The following is a 23378-nucleotide window of genomic DNA, read 5'->3' as shown; positions in this document are numbered from 1 at the left end:
GCACACGCAGCGTCTTGCGCACCTGGGTTTTAACCTGCACTGAACAATCCCACCGTTTCCTTCTATATAAAGAGAACGGTTTCACAACCCAAGACAAGCGCCAGCATCTCTGCTAAAATGAGGAATAAGAAACGCTGAAGGAGAGAGCGCATGTGCTGAAACGCAAAAATTACTGGCTGCTGTTTGCAGTTCTGCTGCTGGCCCTGACAAGCCTGTCACCCAGCATGGAGCTGAATACGGATCATGGAAGCTATCCGCCCAGACAGCCGCTGGACCAATCAGAGCGTCCTCCTTCAGGGGAAGCAGGGGAAATCGAGAGCCTCCAGATCCGCGTCTCACTCAGTACAGAGGAGTTCAGCGTATTGGAGCAGATTAGCAAAGAGTACACTTTATCCAGCGGAGTCAGCGTGATCCTTAAGAATGTGGAGGCGGAAGACGTGGGAGCACAGGTGCGTGATGAACTAACCATTGGGACAAGCCCGGATATCGTGATGCTGGACGGTCACAGCATTTATGATCTGGCCACCAGGGGCTATTTGCTGCCTGTAGATATCTACCAAAGTGTTCCCGGGAGCACGCCGCTTACGATGCTGATTCCGCAGATGCAGTGGAACGGATATAACTGGGGAGTGCCGCTGGATATCGATCCCTATGTCCTCGTGTATTCGCCGGAGCGGCTCGCCGGAATGGGTCTTGCAGAGGTGCCCGCAAGCCTGGAGCAGTGGAATATGCTGCTAAGCCGGCTGAAGGAGGAACCGGAGAAGAAGCGTTATCTGCTGGCTATGGATACGCGGAATCCTTACGGGTATGCCGCCGTGCTGCATAGCATGGGCAGCAGTCTGCACTCCGCCAGCCTTGAACAGGCTCAGTGGACAGAAGCAGCGCGCAGCTCTTTGTATCTGACCAGCCGGTTCAATAAGGAGATCTGGGGGCTGCTGCAGGATGGGAAGCTTGCGGTGGCGGCTGTGCCGCTCTCGGAGTGGAAGAAGCACGGGAATTCGACGCTGGCGGTGCAGATGCCGAAGAAGCAGGAGGGTATATCAAGCTATGAGGTTATTCACAGCCGCTTTTTTGCCCTTCCGGCACAATCAGGCAGTCCGGAAGCAGCGGTCAAATGGCTCGCCTACGTCACTTCAAGCACGGCCCAGCTGGAATGGCTGGAGAACACGGACCGTCTGCCGGCACTGGATGAGTTGTACCGCTCCGCTCAGCCCAAGATTGGCAAGCTGCCAATGGACGCCGGCTGGTTCCTTGCAGAGGATAATACCCCCGGTCCCGGCTCTGAGGCAGAGTGGAGCCGGAAGGCGGAGGCAGCACTTGATTTGTTAACCGGCAAGCTGAATGCCGCCGCTTATGAAGCGGTAGTAAAGCTTCCTTTAGAATGAGAGGGACAGCTTCACATGCAGAATGCCGTCCGAGCTTGCGACCTCGGTGGCCTGCAGGAAGGAGACGATCTTCGCCGGATAGAAGCCGAGATCGAATTCTTCCTCCAGAGCCTGGCGGGTGGTATCCGGCAGCTCCAGACCATTGAATACCACATGATCAACATGGAACATCAAGCCGTTGACAGGCTCCTGCTGTATGGTATAGCGGCCGGTCAGCGACAGCGACAAGCCCCCGCTTTTACCCGTTGCCGAGACTGAATTATCCTTGAACGCAAACCGGAAATCCTCAAACAGCGGGTTCTGGGTGACCAGGAACTCATTAAGATCCTTTTCGGACAGGGCCAGATTATAGGTCATCCCCTTGCGCACCAGTACGCCATCCCGGCTCTGGACGAACTCCGGCAGCTGCTTCATGGCAGAAGCCAGCGCTTTGAAATACTTCCGCACCTCATGCAGGCCGATATTCTCCCAATATTTACTGAACTCTGCCAGCAGCCGCTCCATACTCTCAGGATCTGTACTGGCCTGAATCCCGCCTGTAATCTCCTTATCTAAGGCAAGCACACGCTTCTGCTGCGCTTCGAGCGCTGTTTTGAGCTCTGCCAGCTCCTGACTGCTGCGCCGGGCGGCCGTGAGTGTGCTTTTTAAATCCTTGTACTGCATCTCATATTCCGTGAGCGTCTTCCGGTCCTGCCCCATAATAATCTCATAATAGTCGAATAGAGCGATTAGCCTGCTGATGCTTTTGGCGGAGAGGAATGCGGTAAGAAGTCCATCCCGCTCCCCCATATAATAGGCCCGCACAACAGCGCCCGCCCGTTCCTGCTGATCTGCGATATTACTCTGTTTGGCAGCAGCCTGCTCTTCCAGCGCAGCGGCTTTGTGCTCCAGCGTCTGTTGTTCTGCGGTAATCCGGGCAATCTCACGTTCAATCTCTGCAGAGGACAGCGTCTGCTCCAGCAGCTTGCGGGTCGCTTCATCATCCGGCATAGAGGGCGGCGGAGCGCTGACTCCTGAAGTGAAGCCGGAACCGGCGGACAGATACACCAGAGAAGCCGGCGGCATAGCGATGCAGGTGAGGATCAATATTGCTGCGAATAACCGGCGAACCGTATTACGGGATAACACTTGCACCACCACCTTGAACAGAGTTAGACAGGTATGTACTATTAATATGTTTCAGCCTGCTAAAATATCATACCCTGTTTTGCGTCCCCCCGAACTACAATTTTGCAAACAAAAAGAACGGAAATGCTTCTTGAAGGCAAGAAGCCATATCCGTTCATTTCTATATATGCGTTAGAGCGGCAATTCCATCTCAAATATCGTCCAATAGCTGAAGCCTGTAAACGTCAGGATCATATACCCCCAAAAGAGCAGGATGTAGGTCTTTTCCGTAAATTTCATATAGCCCAGAATGACAAAAAAAGCGCTTTGCAAAAAGAATAGCAGGGCCATTTCCGTCAGATTACCGGCAAAAGCCATAAGTCCGATGGTGAGTGTAAAAAAACCTAAAACGCGAAACATGCGGTCCAAGAGAGGGTCCCCCTTCCAGTATGAATCCGGCTAACAGCTGCTTACCATTTATTATAACGGCTCTCTAAAACACTGTAAACGAATTCATTGAAAAAAATTCAAAATTTCATAAAATATATGATTTTTATTATTGACACAAGTCCTCTGAGCGGAAGAGGAGAATTTATAGCAAAAGTAGTATGAGGTGCAGACAAATTGGCAATACAAATTAGTATCAAATAGATTCTATGAACTCTAATAGAGGCATAGAAATGTAGTAAGCAGCTTTTATCCCTATTCACTACCCGGCGGAGCTGCCGGTTCTGAAGATGGTTATTTCATGATGTTGTTAGGAGGGTTAGGCTTTATGACAGCCGTTAGACAGGATGCTTGGAGTGCAGAAGATGATCTGATATTGGCAGAAATAACGCTGCGTCATATCCGCGAGGGCAGCACACAGCTTGCTGCTTTTGAAGAGGTGGGTGAAAAAATCGGCAGAACTTCGGCGGCCTGCGGTTTCCGCTGGAACAGCTGTGTGCGCAAAAGCTATGAGGATGCCATTGGGATTGCCAAAGGACAGCGCCAGAAACGGAGCTATCTGAAAAAACAGCCTGCCTCGCGCGGGGCACAGGTCGCCGGACTGATTCTCGGTGACATTGAGGAAGACTACAGCCGCAGCGAAGGATTAAGCGAGAACAGCTTGTCTATCGATGCCGTCATCCGCTTTTTGCGGCAATGGAAAGGAACGTTCCAGGAGGCCGGAAGACAGCTTAAGATGCTAGAGCGTGATCTGCGGGAGAAGGAAGAGGAACTTTCAGAACTGAGAGTAGAGAATGAACGTCTATCCAGAGAAGTGAATCTTGCCCAGAGCGATTACCGTGTGGTTAATGATGATTACAAGGCGCTGATCCAGATTATGGACCGTGCCCGCAGGCTGGCTTTTCTTAATGAAGAGGATGAAGAGAAAACCCGCTTCAAAATGGATGCGAACGGAAACCTGGAACGGATTGAATAGAAGATTTAGGCAGCAAGCCCTGCGTCCGCGTGCGTTACAGCAACGGATTAGCAGGGTTTTTGTTTTGCTTTTGCAGAGACAAGCAGGATATAATTAGGAAAATTATTGGAGCAAGGCATAGCAGGGGGCAGGGTTTAGCATGAGAGTAGATGTGATAGGCGCGGGGTCACTGGGCCTGCTGCTTGCAGGACGGCTGATTGCCGGCGGGGCTGAAGTGCGGATATGGTGCAGGGGGAAGGAGCAGAGCAGGGCGCTAACCGCAGAGGGGCTGACTGTCAGCTATGAAGATGGCAGGGAGGCAACACGGCTTCCAGGAGGGAGTTTCTCCGCTGCGCCGGTACAAGAATATACACAGTGTCAGCTGGACAAGCCCGGGGAGGTTACGCTTTTAACGGTTAAGCAGAAGGTGCTTCATGAGTCTTTGCCAGAGATTCTCCGGCCGCTAAGCGCCAGGAAGCTTGTCATCGTAGGATTCCAGAACGGCTGCGGACATCTGGAGCTGCTCAGGGGGCTGTTGCCGGGGTCATCCATCTGGGCGGCTGTAACAACAGAGGCGGCCAAGAGGAAAACATTAACAGAGGTTATTCATGCTGGTAAAGGGGAAATATGTATAGGGAAGAGCAGCTCTACTATTAATATTCATGAAACTGATCTGCAGGCATCTGAGCCTGAGGCTATAATTAGTTTCATAGAAGCTCTTGCCTCAGCAGGATTTCACGCTTCTCTGTCGAAAGAAGTGGATACCATCATTTACCGGAAGCTTCTGATCAATGCTGTCATTAATCCTCTAACCGCCATTTGGCGGGTCCGGAACGGCGAATTACTGGCCTCCACTGCACGTGTACAGCTTATGAAGGAACTGTATACAGAGGCAGCCGGGATATTAGAGGCCTGCGGGATTTCCCTTGAGCATGGTGCCTGGGAGGCCATTCTTGAAGTGTGCCGCGCAACCTCGGGCAATACATCATCGATGCTGGCTGATGTACTTGCTGCAAGGGAGACTGAAATCCGCTGGATTAACGGAAGCATTGTAGATATGGGGCTGCAGCAGGGCGTTCAGGCTCCGCTCCACCGCTGGATATGCGGACTGGTAGAAGGCATGACTGTGAGGGAGGGGTGAAGCTGTTTGGAATTTCTCCGGAATTCGTTCGGCGTGTTAAGCGTTATTCCGATTGTTCCTTTTTTGATTGTGTATTTCGCAGGAATCGGGCTCAGGCATGATAAGAGGAAAACGATGATGCTGGCGATGGATGTAACAACTTTATTTTTATTGCTGTCAGTTTCGGGACTGTTCAATATTATTTTTGACTCAACCTTTGGATTCTTTCTTATACTACTTATTGTATTAATATCCGCCGGACTGATTGGCGGCGCGCAAAACCGCCTCAAAGGAGGGGTGGACGGAAAACGGTTACTTCGTGCTGTATGGCGGCTTTCTTTCTTTTTCCTGGGCGTAGGTTACGTATTATTTATGGTTGTAGGCCTCATTCAATACATATCACAAGCGATGTAACGTTCCACTGCTCCGGTGAAGCGTCAACGTCACAAAATTTTAAAGAATTAAAAAAAAGTCGTTTTCAGAAAATATTGCTCTAGATTTTTTTGACCACTGGTTGTATAATCATAAACCATATACCACATTCTATTTAGGGGGAACTGCTAGATGAAGAAGAGTAAAAGTCTATTGCTCATGATCGCAATAGTTCTGGTGATCGGCACAGTGCTTGCAGGCTGCGGCGGGAACAAGAACAACAGCGGCACCAATGCTGCGGCGACGACTGCACCAGAGGGCAGCACGAACACAGGAACAACAGGTGACGAGAAGCTGGCTGCTGACCAGACACTCAGAATTAACCTGATGTCCGAACCACCTACTTTTAACCCAGCGCAAGCTCAGGACAGCCAAGCCAACACCGTCCTGAAGACAATGTACGAAGGCTTGACCCGCATGAATGATGAAACTGGCCAAGCTGAGCCAGGTATTGCCGAGAAGTGGGATGTTTCCGCTGACGGTCTGGTATATACATTCCACCTGCGTGATGCACAGTGGAGCAACGGTGACCCTGTAGAAGCTGCTGACTTCGTTCGCGCATGGAAGATTGTGCTCGATCCGAATACAGATCCTACAGCACCTTATGCCTATCAGTTGTATTACATTAAGAATGCTGAAGGTTACTACACTAAGAAAATTACAGATTTCAGCCAAGTGGGCGTGAAAGCTGTCGATGCCAAGACTCTTGAAGTTACACTGGCAGCGCCAACTCCTTACTTCCTTGGTCTTCTGTCCTTTTATACTTATTACCCTGTACACAAATCCGTTGAGGGTAATGCAAAATGGGCTACAAACAAAGACACTATGATCACTAATGGTGCGTTCACATTGACTCAGTGGACTACAGGCCAAACTCTACAAGTTAGCAAGAACGATAAGTATTGGGATGCTGCTAACATCAAGCTGTCCAAGATTGACTTCTCCCTGGTGAACAGCGGCGCAACTGAGCTGCTGAGCTACAAGAACGGCGAACTTGACCGCTCTGGTGGACCACACGGTGAAATTCCGCAAGAACAGCTTCCTATTGTTGCAAAAGAGCTTCCTAACGAATTCCAGAGAAAAGGTATTGCTGCAGTATACTATTATGAATTCAACATTACAGAGAAACCATTCAGTAATGTCAAAATCCGTAAAGCATTAGCCATGACAGTTAACCGCCAATCGCTGATCGACAATGTAACACTAGGCGGACAATTGCCTGCATTTGGCTTCGTACCTCCAGGTATCGCCGGTGCTGACGGTGAATTCCGTAATGCAGTTAAGGACGACTACTTCAAGGAAGATACAGAAGAAGCTAAAAAATTGCTGGCTGAAGGTCTGGCTGAAGAAGGCCTGACTACACTTCCACCAGTTGAATTGACTTACAACACCAGTGAAGGCCATAAGAAGGTTGCTCTGGCTGTAGCTGATATGTGGAAACAAGCTCTGGGTATCACTGTTAACACTGTGAATCAGGAATGGGCAGTATTCATCGATAACCGCCAGAATCAGAACTTCCAGGTTGCCCGTGCAGGCTGGACTGCGGATTACAATGATCCGATGACCTTCCTGGACATGTTCGTAACAGGCGGCGGTAACAATGATACAGGTTATGCCAACCCTGAATATGACAAACTGGTTAAAGAAGCAAAAGCAAGCTCCGATCTGGCTAAACGTCAAGAGCTGTTTGCACAAATGGAAAAAATGATCATTCAGGATGATATGATTGTAATTCCATTCTACTACTACACTAACAACTCCCTCACTAAAGAGTATCTGAAGGGTGTAACGCTTGATTATAGTGGTGCTATTGACTTAACTCGTGGATATTTGCTTGAACATTAAATTGTATTACTCTTCAGCTTCGCTTAACTAAATAGTGGTTATCTGGAGGGGAGTTACACTTCGGGATATATATGTGGAATTCCATATATATCCCTTTTTTTTGCATTTCGGGCTTTTTGTTAAAGTTTTCACGAACTTACAAAATAAGAAATTAGACAAATGGCCATTTTTTTCATAAAATCTAATTATGTGTCTCAAAAAAGTTAAAGGAGGTGTTGATGGGGATGGTTCGTTATGTTGCTAATAAGTTTTTCTATATGCTTGTCTCACTATTTGTGCTGATTTCAGCGACCTTTTTTCTGATGAAAGCTATTCCGGGGGACCCATTCACGGCTGAAAAGAAGGTTCCGCCAGAAATTAAAGCGCGTTTATACGAGCAATATGGACTGGACAAGCCGCTCTATCATCAGTATTTCAAGTATTTGGGTGAAATTGCCCAGGGTGATCTGGGTGTATCCATGAAGCGTCTGAATCAGGATGTAACACACTTGATCGGCCAGACGTTCTCGGCGTCTCTGAAGCTGGGGCTTATCGCAATTCTTGTGTCGGTTATTGTCGGAGTTTTCCTCGGCATGATGGCGGCACTCTATCACCGCAAGTTTATTGACAGTGCAGCAATGGTGCTGGCGGTGCTGGGGATTGCGGTTCCGAGCTTTGTAGTCGCCTCGCTGCTGCAATATGTGTTTGCTTACAAGTTCCATATGTTCCCGGTCTCCGGGTTCAAAGGGCCGATGTATTATGTTTTACCTGTAGCTGCGCTATCGGCACAGCCCATAGCCTTCATAGCGAGGCTGACGCGCTCCAGTATGCTGGAGGTCCTGCATGCCGATTATATCAAGACTGCTAAGGCCAAGGGCCTAAGCTGGGCTGCCATCTTGAGCCGGCACGTGTTGCGTAACGGAATTCTGCCGGTGGTAACCTATATGGGACCTATGACAGCTAACATCGTGACCGGTTCTGTCGTTATTGAGCAGATCTTCGGTGTCGGCGGTATCGGCAAGCAATTCGTCGAAGCGATAGGTGTCCGCGATTATACTGTTATTATGGGGATTACGATCTTCTATGGTGTACTGCTTATGGTAGCGCGGTTCATCACTGACATTGCTTATGTGTTTATAGATCCGCGTATAAAACTATCTGGCGGAAAGGAGGGCTAACGAGTGGCTTCTGACAAAAACTTGGTATCGCAGGATGCGAACCTGAAACCGGAAGATTTCCGTAAGATTGGAATTGATGAACGGCAGGCTGAAGTCATTCAGCGCGAAAGTCTGTCCGCTTGGCGGGATTCCTGGGAACGCCTGCGCCAGAACAAAATGGCAATGACGGCTCTAGGGGTTCTTGGCCTGATCGTACTGGCTGCGATTATTGGTCCGTTGTTCTCAAAGTTCAATTACTATTCTAATGATTTGCTCAACACGAATAAGCCCCCGTCATCCGAGCACTGGTTTGGTACAGATGATCTGGGACGCGATATCTTTGTCCGCACCTGGTACGGCGCACGAATCTCACTGATTGTCGGCCTTGCCGCTGCTGCAATTGACCTCTTTATCGGGGTTATCTACGGCGGAATCATGGGTTACTTCGGTGGCCGTGTAGACAATATCATGAATAAGATCTCTGAAATTTTGTACTCCATTCCATACCTGCTGGTAGTTATCCTGCTGCTGGTTGTACTTGAACCAAGCCTTGGTACCATTATCCTAGCGCTGACGATAACGGGCTGGATTACGATGTCCTGGATTGTGCGCGGCGAGATTATGCAGCTTAAGAACCGTGAGTTCGTATTGGCTTCGCGTTCGATGGGTGCAGGGTCCAAGCGGCTGCTGTTCAAGCATCTTTTGCCGAATGCTGTAGGGCCGATTATTGTAACGATTACGCTGTCCGTACCGAATGCCATCTTTGCCGAAGCGTTCCTGAGCTTCCTCGGTCTTGGTGTACAGGCTCCGGTAGCTTCACTCGGTTCGATGATCAATGACTCTCTGACCGGCTGGCTTTATTACCCGTGGCGCTTCCTGTTCCCGGCGATTCTTATCAGTTTAACGATGCTTTCCTTTAATATTTTTGGTGACGGTCTGCGTGATGCGCTTGATCCTAAGCTGAAGAAATAGGAATTAAACAATGATGGAACCCATGCGGCAAAGATATTGGCATGATATTTCAAGACCCGATGACTTCTTTGAACCCAATGATCCAAGTGGGCAAACAGATAACCGAAGTTTTGATTAACATCAGAATATATCAGCGGCCGAAGCGAATAATCAAGCTATTGAAATGCTGAAGCTAGTGGGCATTGTGAATGCGGAGGCTCGCTTTAACCAATATCCCCAAGAAATCTCTGGCGATGTGCTACATTCGCTTGGGACCTCCATCATCCTGACAACACATTCTTGGCGTAATTGCCGTGAGATGTGACCGGGTAATCGTAGTACACCAAGGGTCTTGTGCGGCTGGTGCCGCAGCTTACCCGAAGAAGGGCGAGCCGGTGATACCAATCACTTTAGCTTCCCCGGATCTGATTAAGCCGCCGGTCGGTTGTCCGTTCACAGCGTGCTGCAGCGAAGCAGTGCCCCCTGTGAAGGAATGGATTGATCCCGGCATCACAGAGTTCAGTGATACGCTTATAGCGCACTGCTGGAATCTGCATTCGATGGCCAAGGAGGTGCAGTTCGTTTGAGTAAGAATCTGAGCAAGAATCTGATTGAAGTAGAAGGTCTTAAGAAATATTTCAATGTGGGCAAAGGAAGAGTTCTTAAGGCAGTTGATAATATTAGCTTCTCAATCCGCGAAGGCGAAACCCTGGGAATGGTAGGGGAGTCCGGCTGCGGCAAGACTACTGCAGGCCGTACAGTTCTCCGCTTGTATGAGCCGACTGCAGGCAGCGTGAAATACAATGGTACAGATATTTACAAATTGTCCGGCAGCAAGATGAAGACGATGCGCCGTGATATGCAAATGATCTTCCAGGACCCGTATGCCTCGCTTAACCCGCGGTTCACGGTGTCTGACATTATCGGTGAAGCGCTGGACATTCATGGTCTGGCCGGAAGCCGGCAGGAACGCAAGAAGCGGATTGAAGAGCTGCTGGATATGGTTGGTCTTAACCATGATCACGCCACCCGTTATCCGCATGAGTTCTCCGGCGGACAACGCCAGCGTATCGGGATTGCCCGCTCACTTGCCGTGAACCCTAAGTTCATCGTCTGTGATGAGCCGATCTCGGCACTCGACGTATCCATCCAGGCACAGGTCGTTAACCTCCTCAAGGAGCTGCAGGACCGTCTTGGACTTACTTATCTCTTCATCGCGCATGACTTGTCCATGGTGAAGCATATCAGTGACCGCGTCGCCGTTATGTACCTGGGCAAAATGGTTGAGCTGGCGGAAAGCGAAGAATTGTACGCTAATCCGCTACATCCTTATACCAAATCCCTGCTCTCTGCGATTCCGGTTCCGGACCCAGAGGTGGAAGCGAACAAAAAACGCATTCATCTGCATGATGAGCTGGGCAGTCCGATTTATGCTGCCGGCGAAAAAACAAATGACAGCGACTTTGAGATGATTGAGGTGTCCAAGGGACATTTCGTTGCCAAACAGTTTGCCTAAACTTAAAATGGCAGGTGGAACGTAGGCGGGAGCATTCAGCTCTCGCCTATTCTTTCAATTTACGGATATCCTTCATAAGGATGCTGTATATTACTTTGACGCCGCCCCTAACTTTGGATACAATCATAAAGGGTTTACCGATTTATGAATTACATATAGCAGCAGGTTATTGCAGAACAAGGAGGCCACTATCCATGAATGTTGTACAGGAACCACTGCCGGGCGGATCAGCGCTCGCCAGTGACTATATACATCAATACGAAGCAGTAGGACATTTGTATAGCGGGGATTTCCGCAGTCAGGAGAGCCGGGCTGAACGTGCAGCATGGCTAGATCGTACAGGAAGCCTGCGGGCAGACCGCGCAGAGGTTGTCTCATACTTGCGCAGCTATAACAAGAAGCACAATACCCATGAGGCAGTTCTACGTTCGCTTGAATTGCTGGAACAGCCAGAGACTCTTGTTGTGACAGGCGGCCAGCAGAGCGGCTTGTTCACAGGCCCTCTATTCGTGGTCTATAAGGCCGTTACTACCATTCAGGCAGCACAGGAGGCAGCGGCCCAGCTTGGGCGGCCGGTCGTTCCGTTGTTCTGGATTGCAGGAGAGGATCATGACTGGGATGAGGTCAATCATACCTATGTGCTTAACCGGACAGGCGAAATTACCCGCATTAAGCTGGATAAAGGCGAAGGACCCCGGTCCTCGGTCAGCGAGATCAAGGTGGATGCCGAGAGCTGGCTTCAGGCGGTTGCGCAGCTGGACGGCTTATTACAGGACAGTGAATTCAAACCGCTGCTGATGGAGCTGGTTACGGCTGCATCTACGGGCGCCGGGAATATGACGGAGGCGTTCGCCAAGCTGATGGGATCTTTGTTCGGTAAGTTCGGGCTGATTCTGCTGGATTCTGCCGATCCTGCCCTGCGTAGGCTGGAAGCGCCCATGTTCGCTTCCATGATTGAGCGGAATGACGAGCTGGAGGCAGCTTATCTTGCCGCAGCTGAACGGATTACGGCCAGCGGATATGAGCTTCAGGCCGATGTGACGCCCGGTAATGCGAATCTTTTCTATATTCATGAGGGTGCACGGCTTCTGCTCCATAAGGTGGAGGGGCGGTTCGCAGACCGGAAAGCTACTGTATCGTTCTCCCGTTCCGAGCTGCTGGAGCTGCTGGAGAGCCATCCCGAACGGTTCAGCAACAATGTGCTAACGCGCCCGCTAATGCAGGACTATGTACTTCCTGTACTTGCTACGGTGCTTGGACAAGGGGAAATGGCTTACTGGGCCATTCCGCATCAAGCGTTCAAGATCATGGACGGACAGATGCCGCTGATTATTCCGCGCATGTCTTTTACAGTTATTGAGGGAACGCTTCGCAAGCATATGGATAAATACGGTTTATCCTTCACGGATGTGCAGACGGGTCTGGATGATAAACGCAAGGCTTGGCTGCACGCTCAGGATGAGCTGAAGCTCGAAGACAAATTCGAAGAGATTAAGACGGCATTCTGCGGGATGTATGAGCCGCTGATCGAGCAGCTTGGCAGCATTCAGGCGGGTCTGCTGAAGCTGGGGAGCAATAACAAGGATAAGATTATCGACCAGATCTCCTTCCTGCAGGGCAAAGCTCTGGATGCGATGGAGAAGCAGAATGAGGCTGCACTTCGCCAGTGGGAACGGATCGAGTTGTCGCTTATGCCGCTGGGTAAGCTTCAGGAGCGGGTCTATAATATGATGTATTATCTGAACCGGTACGGGCTGGAATGGCTGGAGGAATTGATGGCTGTGCCTGCTGACTACAGCGGAACACACCGTATTATTTATATGTAAGCAAATTATTCTAGGGGGTCCTACCATGAGTTCATTATCCAAGCAAAACAGTATTGTTGCCGATATGTCGCTTGCACCCGAGGGGCATCTCAAAATCGACTGGGTTCGCCAGCATATGCCGGTACTGAACCGTATCCGTGAGCAGTTCGAAGCCGAGCAGCCGTTCAAGGGGCTCAAGGTATCGATCACCCTTCACCTGGAAGCCAAGACCGCTTATCTGGCCAAGGTAGTACAGGCTGGTGGTGCTGAGGTAACGATTACAGGCTCCAACCCTTTATCTACCCAGGATGATGTGTGTGCTGCACTCGTTGAGGACGGCATTACCGTATTTGCCAAGTACAATCCTTCTCCAGAAGAGTTCAAGGCACTGAACATCCGGGCACTGGAGAGCAAGCCGGATCTCATTATCGATGACGGCGGCGATTTCGCCACACTGCTGCACTCCGAACGCCCCGATCTGATGGAGAATGTCCGCGGGGGAGCGGAGGAGACGACGACAGGCATCATCCGGCTGAAGGCACTGCAGAAGCAGGGCATGCTGAAATTCCCGATGGTGGCGGTAAATGACGCTTATTGCAAATATTTGTTCGATAACCGCTACGGTACAGGACAGTCGGCATGGGACGGCATTGTCCGCACCACCAACCTGATTGTGGCCGGCAAAACGGTGGTTGTGGTCGGCTACGGCTGGTGCGGTAAAGGTGTAGCGATGCGGGCCAAGGGGCTTGGGGCGAACGTGATCGTTACGGAAGTGGATGCGATTAAGGCAGTAGAGGCGCATATGGACGGATTCCATGTCATGCCGATGCTGGAAGCTGCGAAGCAAGGTGATTTCTTCGTTACAGTCACAGGTAACCGCTATGTGATCCGCGGTGAGCACTATGATGTGATGAAGGATGGCGCGATTCTCTGCAATGCCGGACATTTCGATGTGGAGGTCAATAAGCCGGAGCTGGCTGAGCGCTCGGTGTCCCAGCGGACGGTGCGCAAGAACATCGAAGAGTATCAGCTGAAGGACGGACGCAAGCTCTATCTCCTGGCTGAAGGACGTCTGGTGAATCTCGGCGCGGCTGATGGTCATCCGGCAGAGATTATGGATACCACCTTCGCACTCCAGGCCTTGTCCCTTAAATATGTGAATGATAATTATAAGAGTATTGGCGTCAAAGTGGAGAATGTTCCCTATGAGCTGGATGAGCAGGTAGCGCGTTACAAGCTGGAAAGTCTGGGGATATCCATCGACAGCCTGACACAGGCGCAAGTCGAGTATCTGGACAGCTGGAATCTGAACGACTAAGGATATGGATCTGCACGAGCCCGGAGCCAATCACATTGGCCCGGGCTTTTGCGTGTCTGCAGGGGATGCAAGAATAGCCTCTTGACAAATAAGAAAAAATTACCTTGCTCCGGAAAAAGGTTTTTGATTTTTAATGGCGAATCTATTATGCTTAGGTGGTGAAAAGTGGGGCAAAGTGGGGAATCGGGATTCAGGGGTGGGGTACAAGCATGTTTATGGGGGAATACCAGCACAGCATTGACGATAAAGGCCGGATCATTATCCCTGCCAAGTTCCGTGATATGCTCGGAACCTCCTTCGTGGCGACCCGCGGCCTGGACTCATGCCTGTTTGTTTATCCCATGGAAGAATGGGGAATCATGGAGCAAAAGCTTAAAAGCCTTTCACTGATGAAATCGGATGCCCGTGCCTTCAGCCGCTTTTTTTTCTCGGGAGCGACGGAGTGTGTATGGGACAAGCAAGGCAGGGTGAATCTGCCGGGAAATCTGCGGCAATATGCCAAGCTGGACAAGGACTGTGTTATTCTGGGCGTTTCGAACCGGGTGGAGATCTGGAACAAGGAGCTATGGGAGCAGTACTTCGAACAGTCAGAGGAATCGTTCAACGAAATCGCCGAGAAATTGGTGGATTTCAATTTTGATCTATAAAACATAACATTTCGAATTACTGCCTTGGAGGGATGCAGCTTGTTTCACCACATCACGGTACTAAAAGAAGAAGCGACAGAAGGGCTGCACATCAAGAAGGATGGCCTATATGTAGATTGTACGCTCGGGGGAGCCGGGCACAGCGCCCTTATCGCATCCAAGCTGAGCGGCGGGGGACGGCTGATTTGTCTGGATCAGGATGACTGGGCACTGAACAATGCGAAGGAGAGATTGTCCGGATACGGCGACAAGGTGGTGACCGTCAAGACCAACTTCCGCGATCTGGAGCAGGTGCTGAAGGGACTGCCGTTTGTTCCGCAAAAGGACGGAGTTCCCCAAGTAGACGGGATTCTCTTTGATCTGGGGGTATCATCTCCGCAGTTTGATGAAGGGGAACGAGGCTTCAGCTACAACCACGACGCCCCGCTGGATATGCGGATGGACCAGTCGGCACAGCTGAGTGCGGCAGATATTATCAACACCTGGAGTGAGCAGGAGATTGCCAGGGTGCTTTTCCAGTATGGAGAAGAGAAATTCTCACGGCGGATTGCCCGGAAAATTGTAGAGCGCAGGGAAGAACGCCCGGTGGAGACAACCGGAGAACTGGCCGAGCTGATCAAGGAAGGCATTCCTGCGGCTGCAAGAAGGACCGGAGGACATCCGGCCAAACGGAGTTTTCAGGGGCTGCGGATTGCCGTCAATGATGAGCTGGGTGCTTTTGAGGAAGGGCTGCATGCGGCTGTACGCTGTCTGGCGCCTGAGGGAAGGGTATCCGTAATTACCTTTCACTCGCTGGAGGACCGGATCTGCAAGCAGATTTTCAGCAGCTATCTGAGCCGTTGCACTTGTCCGCCTGACCTTCCGTACTGCGTGTGCGGTGCTGAGGGCACCCTGAAGCTGATCAACCGCAAGCCTATTGTGCCGGGGGAAGAAGAGCTGGAGCTTAACTCGCGTGCCCGTTCAGCCAAGCTGCGTATCGCAGAGAAATTGTAGATGACGATAAAGGAGAATCAGAGATGGCTTATACCCGCGGAAATTTAGCAGTTCAACCTAAGAGAAAACAAGAGGCAAACCCGCTGTACCGTGAGAAAACGAAAGTTGTCACCAAGCGAAGAGTGCTGCCGCTGCAGGAGAAGCTTTTGTACATGCTGACACTGGGAGCCTTTATTCTGGTAGCAGCCTCCCTGATCTGGCGTTACGTCCATATTTACGATTTGAATATGCAGGCCCAGCAGCTGGACAGCAAAATCGCGAGCAACAAAAAGCTAATTGCCACGTACAAAATGGAGAAGCAGACGCTGGAGCAGACGATTGTCCCGCGGGCGAAGGAAATGGGCTTTGGGGTCCCTTCTGAGGAATCTACTATCTATGTTCCGCTTAGCAGCCAGGCTACTGACAAAGCCGGTATAAAATAGCGATGTACGGCAATCGCAATAATAGAGGTTGTGAGGTACCTTATGGTTAAGAGAATCAAACTTCGCACGCTGTTTATAGGAGGGTGTATTACCCTCTTTTTTCTTGTTTTAGTTGCCAGAGTATTCTGGATTCAGGTTCTGCAAGGCAAGGAGTGGCAGGAGACTGCCGCTAAGCAGTGGGCCCATACTTCAACCATTAAGGCCGTCCGCGGGGTGATCGAAGACCGTAACGGCAATGTTCTGGCCAGTGATGTGCCTGCCTACACGGTGGTGGTTAACCCTGAGGTCATTGCCGAGAAAAAAATCGGTGAAGAGGTAATTCAGGGTTTGCATGAGCTGCTGAACAAACCGGTGGATGAGCTGAAGAAGCTGGTGGAGGCGAAGGATAAAGACGGGAAATACCTGAAAAACCGCGAGATCCGTAATGAAGGCTGGAAGATTGACCAGGATATGGCCGATAAAGTGACGGCTTTCGTTGAGAAGCTCAAGAAGGAGCATGATACGCTGGAAACCGGTGTCGGGCTCGTCAGAGAGCAGAAGCGCTATTATCCGAAGGGTTCGCTCGCTGCGCATATTCTGGGTTACACCGACAGGGATGGCAAAGCGGCCATGGGACTGGAAAAGTATCTGGACAAACAGCTCTCCGGTACGGACGGCGAGTTGAACTACCAGAGTGACGGCAAGGGCATCAAGCTGCCCGATTCGAAGGATACATTCCAGCCTGTGGTGAATGGAAGCAACTACAAGCTGACGATTGACAGCACGATTCAGTTCTATATTGAAGAGGCTATGAAAAAGGCGTATGCGGAGTATAAGCCGAAGTCGATCAGTGTGATTGCGGCCGACCCGAAGACGATGGAAATTCTGGGTCTGGCGAATATGCCTACTTTTAACCCGAATGAATACTTTGATCTGAATCAGGATGCGGCCGGCTTCTATAATCATGCTATCATGACGAGATTCGAGCCGGGTTCAACGTTCAAGATTGTACCTCTGGCAGGTGCTGTGCAAGAGAAGCTGTTCAATCCGAATGCCACCTTCCAGTCCGGTTCTGTCCGGATTAAGGGATACAGCAAGCCTATCTTTGATATGAACAGAGCCGGTTACGGAACGATCAGCTTCCTGGAAGGGGTTAAGCGGTCGAGTAACGTTGCGTTCGTTAAGCTCGGTTACGAGATGCTGGGCAAGGAGAAGCTGCTGCAGTATATCACGGATTTCGGGTTCACGGAAAAGACAGGCATTGACCTCCCGGGAGAGGTTAAGGGTATTGTCAACCCTGATCCGAACAGGGCGGTAGAGAATGCAACGCTTGCCTATGGACACGGTAAGCTGTTGGTGACCCCGATTCAACAGCTCACAGCCGTCGCTGCGATTGCGAACGGCGGCAAGCTACTGGTACCGCATGTGGTGAAGGAGGTTACCGATCCGAACACCGGCAAGACCACGGTTACTCAGCCTGAGGTTGTACGGCAGGTGCTCTCCGAAGCAAGTGCAAGGGAGACAGGCAGCTATCTGGAGCAGGTAGTGGCAGATCAGCAGCACGGAACCGGCCGGCATGCCTACATTGAGGGTTACCGGGTGGCCGGCAAGACAGGTACGGCGATTAAGCCAGACGGTAAAGGAGGGTATGACCGCGACAAAGTTCGCTCCTCCTTCCTCGGTTATGCACCGGCCAATGACCCCAAGATCGCAGTCTTCGTCATTATTGACGAGCCTGCCGATGCGGCCGGCGGCGGTGCTGCTGCGGGTCCGGTCTTCAAGGATATCGTCTCACAGGCGCTTCCTTATATGGGCGTACCCAAAGCGGGAGATGTCACGGGCCCTGCCGACAAGAAGACGGTGAAGGTCGAGGCCGCCATCCAGCGTAAAGCGCCGGATCTGACCGGCAAGACGGTGAAGGCGGCAAGACAGCAGCTCATTAATCAGGGCTTTGATTTTGAAGCTGTAGGCCAAGGAGCGAATGTAGTCAGCCAGTACCCTGAGAAGGGCACTGCACTGACCGCCGGGCAGCGGATCTATCTGTTAAGCGAGCAGGGAGAGAACCTGACGCTTCCAGATCTGCGCGGGCAGTCTCTGCGCGATGCTCTGGAGATTCTGAACCTGCTGAAGGTGGGGATCTCCGTCAATGGAGAAGGTTATGTCACGGAGCAGACGCAGACCAAGAATAACGGTAAAACCCAGGTTGCGCTGACGCTTAGTCCTCTCAATGAATACGGCGAGAATATCCCTGTTGCCTTAGCCAGTGATGCCGATAAGGAAGAAGCTGCTAAGTAACACCCATATAGGCTTGTTCTAACCTCTGTTTGTCCCGAATAGTCATGAAGATAAGAGATCATGTCTATGAGTGAAAGCGGGGAGAACACTATGAAGGTATCAAAAGTCGTTAGCCGGCGGAGAATGCTGTGGACGCTGCTGGGACTGGCCGTGTTGTTCGGCGCGCTGGCTGTGCGTCTTGCCTATGTACAGTTAACTCAGGGTGAGAAGCTGAGCGAGAAAGCCGAGGATTTATGGCGGCGGAATATCCCCTTCACCGCCAAACGCGGTGAGATATTGGACAGGGAGGGTGTGGCGCTGGCTTATAACATCAGCTCACCGACGATTTATGCCATTCCTGTACAGGTGAAGGAGAAGGAACAGACCGCGAAGCAGCTGGCTCCGCTGCTCGGGATGACCGAGGAGAAGCTGGCCCAGCTGCTGACCCAAAAGAAAGCCTCAGTGAAACTGCAGCCCGGCGGCCGCAAAATTACGATGGAGCTTGCCGCGAGCATCCGTAATTTGCAGCTGCCGGGCATCGTTGTCGCTGAGGATAACAAACGGTATTATCCCTTCGGGGATCTGGCCGCACATATTCTGGGTTTCACTGGTATCGATAATCAGGGGATTACCGGGATAGAGAGCATCTATGATAAGCTGCTTCAGGGGAGCGCGGGCAATATCTCCTATCTCTCCGATGCGGGAGGCCGGCTGATGCCCGGGTCCTCCGAGAAGTACACTGAGCCGCAGGATGGACTAAGCCTGCAGCTGACCATCGACAAGCAGATTCAATCCATTATGGAACGCGAGCTGGACCAGGCCATGGTGAAATATCAGGCGCAGGGGGCCTGGTCTATCGCCATGGACCCCCGTAACGGTGAGATTCTGGCGATGGCGAGCCGGCCGGGATATGAGCCGGGGGCTTACCAGGAATACGATGCCGAGGTATATAACCGGAATCTTCCGATCTGGATGACGTATGAGCCGGGTTCCACCTTCAAGATCATCACGCTGGCTGCGGCTTTGCAGGAGGGGAAGGTTGATCTCCAGCATGAGCATTTTTTCGATCCGGGCTACATTGAGGTCGGCGGAGCTAAGCTGCGCTGCTGGAAGAAGGGCGGGCATGGAAGTCAGACCTTCCTTGAAGTGGTCGAGAACTCCTGCAACCCGGGATTTGTAGCCTTGGGACAGCGTCTGGGTAAGGATACGCTGTTCAAGTACATCCGGGATTTCGGCTTCGGGAGCAAGACGGGCATCGATCTGAACGGTGAGGCGAACGGAATTCTGTTCAAGCCGGCACAGGTGGGTCCAGTGGAACTGGCGACCACTGCATTCGGCCAGGGGGTATCCGTCACGCCGATCCAGCAGATTGCTGCGGTATCGGCAGCCATCAACGGCGGCAAGCTGTATACTCCGCATGTGGCCAAGGCCTGGATTAACCCGGATACCGGGAACATTGTCTCCGAGACTGAGCCGGAGGAAGTGCGGCAGGTGATCTCGGAGGAGACCTCGAAGAAAGTGCGGGCTGCCCTTGAGAGCGTGGTTGCCAAAGGCACGGGCCGGCCGGCATTTATTGACGGCTACCGTGTGGGCGGCAAGACGGGGACAGCTCAGAAAGTAATCAACGGCCGGTATTCTCCTACGGAGCATATTGTTTCCTTTATCGGCTTTGCGCCAGCGGATGATCCGCAGATCGTGGTCTATACGGCGGTCGATAACCCGAAGGGAATTCAGTTCGGGGGTGTAGTAGCCGCTCCAATTGTCCAGAATATTCTTGAGGATTCTCTTCTGTATCTGAAGGTTCCAGAGCGTAAGGATCAGCTGCCGAGAACCTATAAATACGGAGAGACCCCCATAGTGACGGTCCCTGATCTTACGGGGGCAACTGTTCAGGATATCTATGAGGATCTGAATATGAATTTCATGCTGGTCCGTTCCGGCACCGGCAACACCGTGATCAATCAGGCTCCGAAGGCGGGGGCAAGAGTGCAGCAGGGCTCAACCATCCGGATTTACATGGGAACGCCAAATGAACCGTAAGCTTTGTTATATACTAAAAAACTTACAAGTGCTATTTAATAAAAGTGGATAATATAACCAAAATATAAGGATTTTATGCAGAGTGAGGGATAGGTATGTTAATTAAAGAACTCTCTTCTTGTCTGGCTGCTGCCCGTCTATACGGGGACGGAGACATAGAAATTTCGGATTTGCAGGTCGATTCTCGCAAGGTGGGTCAAGGCGATATGTTCATCTGTCTGCCCGGACATACAGTGGACGGACATGATTACGCACCTCAGGCTGCCGCTAAGGGCGCGGCTGCCCTGGTCTGCGAACGGAAGCTGGACATTGACCTGCCGCAGATCGTGGTGGATGATTGCCGGTATGCCATGTCTGTGCTGTCGAATGCCTTCTTCGGTTCACCGAGCAGCCGGATGAAGCTGATCGGCATTACCGGTACTAACGGCAAGACGACCACCACCTATCTGATTGAACGGATCATGCAGGATCATGGGGTGAAGACCGGCCTGATCGGTACGATCCAGATGCGGTATGACGGTCAGAGCTATCCGATGTCCGGTACGACACAGGAATCGCTGGAGCTTCAGCGCACTCTGAATCATATGGCGCTTAAGGGTGTACAGTGCTGTGTGATGGAAGTATCCTCTCATGCGCTCCAGCAGGGCCGGGTAAAGGGGACAGACTACCGCACCGCGATCTTTACGAATCTGACCCAGGATCACCTGGATTACCACCATACGATGGAGGAGTACCGCGCAGTGAAGGGCTTGTTCTTCTCACGGCTCGGCAACGTGATCTCGCCGTGGAAGGAAGAACGCAAATATGCTGTGCTGAATGCAGACGATGAAGCCAGCGCCTATTTTGCCGCCCAGACCGCAGCCGAGGTCATTACATATGGTATCGACAAGGCTGCCAATGTCCGGGCCTCGCAAATATCGATCACCGCCAAAGGAACTTTTTTCCACGTGGAGACGTTTAAGGGTGAGACGGATATTTCGCTTCGCATGGTCGGCAAGTTCAACGTCTATAATGCGCTTGCGGCCATTACGGCTGCATTGCTGGAGGATGTGCCGCTTGAAGGCATCAAGGCCAGTCTGGAGTCGGTTGCCGGTGTGGACGGCCGTGTCGAATCGGTGGATGCCGGGCAGGATTTCGCAGTAATCGTTGACTATGCGCATACACCGGATGGTCTGGAGAATGTACTGAAGGCGGTATGTGAATTCGCAGCAGGCAAAGTGCTCACTGTCTTCGGCTGCGGCGGGGACCGCGATACGACCAAACGGCCTCTCATGGGCAAAATAGCTGCCAAATACAGCGACCATGTGCTGGTCACCTCCGACAATCCCCGGACGGAGGACCCGCTGCAGATTCTGGCTGATATTGAGGCGGGTCTGCGCGAGGATGGCGTGGAGCGCGAGCGCTACGAGATGATTCCGGACCGGCGGGAAGCCATCACAAAAGCTGTTGAAATGGCAAGCCCCGGCGATGTAGTATTGATTGCGGGGAAAGGTCATGAGACCTATCAGCTGATCAAGGGAGTCGTTCATGATTTCGATGACCGCATCGTTGCCAAAGAAGTGATAAGGGGCCGAAGCTATTGATTATTAGAACATTGCATAATGTCGCGGAAATGTGCGGAGGAGAGCTGTCCTCATCCGAAGCTAAGGATATAGAGATTCAGGGAGTTGTAACCGATTCGCGGAAAATATCGCCGGACTGCCTGTTCGTCCCGCTGGTTGGAGAGAACTTCGACGGCCATCACTATGCGGCCGCTTCCCTGGCGGCGGGAGCTGCCGCTACCCTCTGGCAGAAGGATAAGGGGCCTGCACCCGCAGGCGGCGCGGTTATTCTGGTAGAGGACACTTTAGCGGCACTGCAGAAGCTGTCCTCCGCCTACTTGGCCGAAGTTGCCCCCCGTGTAGTTGCTGTTACGGGAAGCAACGGCAAGACGACAACCAAGGATATGATTACCGCACTGCTGGAAGTGCAGTACAAGGTGCACAAGACCCAAGGGAACTTCAACAATCATATCGGCCTGCCGCTTACGATTCTCTCTATGGACAGCGATGTTGAGATCGCTGTGCTGGAGATGGGCATGAGCTCAAGGGGAGAGATCGCTCTGCTGTCTCTGCTCGCTTCTCCTGACGTAGCGGTGATTACCAATGTTGGCGAATCCCATCTGCTGCAGCTTGGCTCCCGCAAGGAGATTGCCAGAGCGAAGCTTGAGATTGTGGACGGACTTCAGCCGGGCGGGCTGCTGATCTATAACGGGGATGAGCCGCTGCTTGCCGAGGTTCTGGCAGAGCCAGGGTTCCGCGCGCCTGAAGGGCTGAAGACCTTCCGCTTCGGGCAGTCGGCTGACAATGATGATTATCCGACCGGGCTCATGACACACAGCGGGGGGATGACCTTCACCTCGCTGCAGCATGGGGAGCGTGCCTTCACCCTTCCGCTGCCGGGACAGCATAATGTAATTAATGCGCTCGCTGCGCTTGCAGTGGCACGTCATTATAAGGTGACCGATGAGAATATGGCAGAAGGACTAAGCGGCCTCAAGCTGACTGGGATGCGGATTGAGGTTATTCAGGCGGCCAGCGGGCTGGTTCTGCTGAATGACGCCTACAATGCCAGTCCGACCTCCATGAGGGCGGCGATTGATGTGCTGCAGTCTATGAAATGCAGCGGCCGCAGAATCGCAGTGCTGGGAGACATGCTGGAACTCGGGCCGGAGGAGCTTCAGTTCCACCGGCAGATCGGCAGCTATCTCGACCCGGAGCTGACGGATGACGTATTCACCTTCGGCCCGCTGGCGGTACAGCTGGCGGCGGCGGCCTCGGAGCGGTTCGAGGCCGGGCATATCTATGCTTTTACAGATAAAGAAGACTTGATCAATGCCTTGAATGCGAAGTGCGGCAATAATGATGTTGTGTTGTTCAAAGCATCCAGAGGAATGCGGCTGGAGGAAGTGCTCCACCGCTTGAAAGAACATTCTGAAGCGAATTCTAACTAAAGGAGGGGTGTACC

Annotated in this window: 19 protein-coding genes and 1 pseudogene; 18 read left to right on the top strand and 2 right to left on the bottom strand. The window is 51.8% G+C overall.

The features are described 5' to 3' along the window. Positions 1 to 152: 152 nt before the first annotated feature. Positions 153 to 1385: an extracellular solute-binding protein gene (locus tag C162_RS00720; RefSeq protein ID WP_036690236.1), complete on the top strand. Its 1233-nt coding sequence runs from the start codon at positions 153 to 155 to the stop codon at positions 1383 to 1385. Here the strand turns inward: C162_RS00720 and C162_RS00715 are convergent. Both C162_RS00715 and C162_RS00710 read right to left on the bottom strand, forming a co-directional pair. Continuing rightward, a complete protein-coding gene (locus C162_RS00715; protein ID WP_036690234.1) occupies positions 1377 to 2513 on the bottom strand; it encodes a hypothetical protein in 1137 nt (378 codons plus the stop codon). The two genes, C162_RS00720 and C162_RS00715, sit on opposite strands and share 9 nt — an antisense overlap. 171 nt (positions 2514 to 2684) lie before the next feature. Continuing rightward, positions 2685 to 2921 (bottom strand): DUF2626 family protein, encoded by a 237-nt coding sequence (locus C162_RS00710; protein ID WP_036690233.1) that lies wholly within the window; start codon positions 2919 to 2921, stop codon positions 2685 to 2687. Between the two features lie 346 nt (positions 2922 to 3267). Between C162_RS00710 and C162_RS00705 the strand changes: the two genes are divergently transcribed. The 17 genes and pseudogenes from C162_RS00705 (at position 3268) to C162_RS00625 (ending at position 23364) form a co-directional block, all read left to right on the top strand. Further along, a complete protein-coding gene (locus tag C162_RS00705; protein ID WP_036690232.1) occupies positions 3268 to 3915 on the top strand; it encodes an RsfA family transcriptional regulator in 648 nt (215 codons plus the stop codon). 139 nt (positions 3916 to 4054) lie between these two features. Further along, complete coding sequence (locus C162_RS00700) at positions 4055 to 5035, top strand: ketopantoate reductase family protein (RefSeq protein WP_036690230.1); 981 nt, start codon at positions 4055 to 4057, stop codon at positions 5033 to 5035. Between the two features lie 33 nt (positions 5036 to 5068). Beyond that, positions 5069 to 5428 carry a DUF3397 domain-containing protein gene (locus C162_RS00695; protein WP_305954367.1) on the top strand — a complete coding sequence of 120 codons (360 nt, stop codon included), beginning with the start codon at positions 5069 to 5071 and terminating at the stop codon, positions 5426 to 5428. 150 nt (positions 5429 to 5578) lie between these two features. Continuing rightward, complete coding sequence (locus C162_RS00690; protein WP_036690226.1) at positions 5579 to 7291, top strand: peptide ABC transporter substrate-binding protein; 1713 nt, start codon at positions 5579 to 5581, stop codon at positions 7289 to 7291. 224 nt (positions 7292 to 7515) lie between these two features. Further along, positions 7516 to 8448, top strand: a complete 933-nt coding sequence (locus C162_RS00685) for an ABC transporter permease (protein ID WP_036690348.1) — start codon at positions 7516 to 7518, stop codon at positions 8446 to 8448. Between the two features lie 3 nt (positions 8449 to 8451). Beyond that, complete coding sequence (locus C162_RS00680; RefSeq protein ID WP_036690225.1) at positions 8452 to 9399, top strand: ABC transporter permease; 948 nt, start codon at positions 8452 to 8454, stop codon at positions 9397 to 9399. Between the two features lie 26 nt (positions 9400 to 9425). Further along, positions 9426 to 9965, top strand: a pseudogene (locus C162_RS37525) (peptide ABC transporter ATP-binding protein); the annotation flags it as partial. 8 nt (positions 9966 to 9973) lie between these two features. Continuing rightward, positions 9974 to 10894: an ABC transporter ATP-binding protein gene (locus C162_RS00670; RefSeq protein WP_036690346.1), complete on the top strand. Its 921-nt coding sequence runs from the start codon at positions 9974 to 9976 to the stop codon at positions 10892 to 10894. A gap of 194 nt (positions 10895 to 11088) precedes the next feature. Continuing rightward, complete coding sequence (gene bshC / locus C162_RS00665) at positions 11089 to 12720, top strand: bacillithiol biosynthesis cysteine-adding enzyme BshC (RefSeq protein ID WP_036690223.1); 1632 nt, start codon at positions 11089 to 11091, stop codon at positions 12718 to 12720. A 25-nt stretch (positions 12721 to 12745) separates the two neighbouring features. After that, positions 12746 to 14017, top strand: a complete 1272-nt coding sequence (locus C162_RS00660; RefSeq protein ID WP_036690222.1) for an adenosylhomocysteinase — start codon at positions 12746 to 12748, stop codon at positions 14015 to 14017. Positions 14018 to 14226: 209 nt separating this feature from the next. Further along, positions 14227 to 14664, top strand: coding sequence for a division/cell wall cluster transcriptional repressor MraZ (mraZ, locus tag C162_RS00655; RefSeq protein WP_036690220.1), 438 nt, complete (start codon positions 14227 to 14229; stop codon positions 14662 to 14664). A 39-nt stretch (positions 14665 to 14703) separates the two neighbouring features. Then, entirely contained in the window at positions 14704 to 15657 is a 954-nt protein-coding gene (rsmH, locus tag C162_RS00650) for a 16S rRNA (cytosine(1402)-N(4))-methyltransferase RsmH (protein WP_036690219.1), read from the top strand. 23 nt (positions 15658 to 15680) lie between these two features. Next, positions 15681 to 16079, top strand: coding sequence for a hypothetical protein (locus tag C162_RS00645; protein ID WP_036690217.1), 399 nt, complete (start codon positions 15681 to 15683; stop codon positions 16077 to 16079). Between the two features lie 42 nt (positions 16080 to 16121). Beyond that, positions 16122 to 18353, top strand: a complete 2232-nt coding sequence (locus C162_RS00640; protein WP_036690215.1) for a PASTA domain-containing penicillin-binding protein — start codon at positions 16122 to 16124, stop codon at positions 18351 to 18353. Between the two features lie 90 nt (positions 18354 to 18443). Next, complete coding sequence (locus C162_RS00635; protein WP_036690345.1) at positions 18444 to 20372, top strand: stage V sporulation protein D; 1929 nt, start codon at positions 18444 to 18446, stop codon at positions 20370 to 20372. 95 nt (positions 20373 to 20467) lie between these two features. After that, positions 20468 to 21955: a UDP-N-acetylmuramoyl-L-alanyl-D-glutamate--2,6-diaminopimelate ligase gene (locus C162_RS00630; RefSeq protein WP_036690213.1), complete on the top strand. Its 1488-nt coding sequence runs from the start codon at positions 20468 to 20470 to the stop codon at positions 21953 to 21955. Next, entirely contained in the window at positions 21955 to 23364 is a 1410-nt protein-coding gene (locus tag C162_RS00625; protein ID WP_327196369.1) for a UDP-N-acetylmuramoyl-tripeptide--D-alanyl-D-alanine ligase, read from the top strand. Before C162_RS00630 ends, C162_RS00625 begins: the two co-directional genes overlap by 1 nt. The last annotated feature ends 14 nt before the right edge of the window (positions 23365 to 23378 follow it).

Source organism: Paenibacillus sp. FSL R7-269 (assembly GCF_000517865.1).
In the GTDB taxonomy this organism is placed as follows: Bacteria; Bacillota; Bacilli; order Paenibacillales; family Paenibacillaceae; genus Paenibacillus_AQ.
Note: the sequence above shows the minus strand (reverse complement) of the source record. Positions and strands in the feature narration are given on the sequence as shown.

Coding starts and splice junctions, on each gene's coding strand:
- C162_RS00705 (WP_036690232.1), top strand. CDS start 3,268: ATGACAGCCGTTAGACAGGATGCTTGGAGTGCAGAAGATGATCTGATA.
- C162_RS00700 (WP_036690230.1), top strand. CDS start 4,055: ATGAGAGTAGATGTGATAGGCGCGGGGTCACTGGGCCTGCTGCTTGCA.
- C162_RS00690 (WP_036690226.1), top strand. CDS start 5,579: ATGAAGAAGAGTAAAAGTCTATTGCTCATGATCGCAATAGTTCTGGTG.
- C162_RS00685 (WP_036690348.1), top strand. CDS start 7,516: ATGGTTCGTTATGTTGCTAATAAGTTTTTCTATATGCTTGTCTCACTA.
- bshC (WP_036690223.1), top strand. CDS start 11,089: ATGAATGTTGTACAGGAACCACTGCCGGGCGGATCAGCGCTCGCCAGT.
- C162_RS00660 (WP_036690222.1), top strand. CDS start 12,746: ATGAGTTCATTATCCAAGCAAAACAGTATTGTTGCCGATATGTCGCTT.
- mraZ (WP_036690220.1), top strand. CDS start 14,227: ATGTTTATGGGGGAATACCAGCACAGCATTGACGATAAAGGCCGGATC.
- C162_RS00645 (WP_036690217.1), top strand. CDS start 15,681: ATGGCTTATACCCGCGGAAATTTAGCAGTTCAACCTAAGAGAAAACAA.
- C162_RS00640 (WP_036690215.1), top strand. CDS start 16,122: ATGGTTAAGAGAATCAAACTTCGCACGCTGTTTATAGGAGGGTGTATT.
- C162_RS00635 (WP_036690345.1), top strand. CDS start 18,444: ATGAAGGTATCAAAAGTCGTTAGCCGGCGGAGAATGCTGTGGACGCTG.
- C162_RS00630 (WP_036690213.1), top strand. CDS start 20,468: ATGTTAATTAAAGAACTCTCTTCTTGTCTGGCTGCTGCCCGTCTATAC.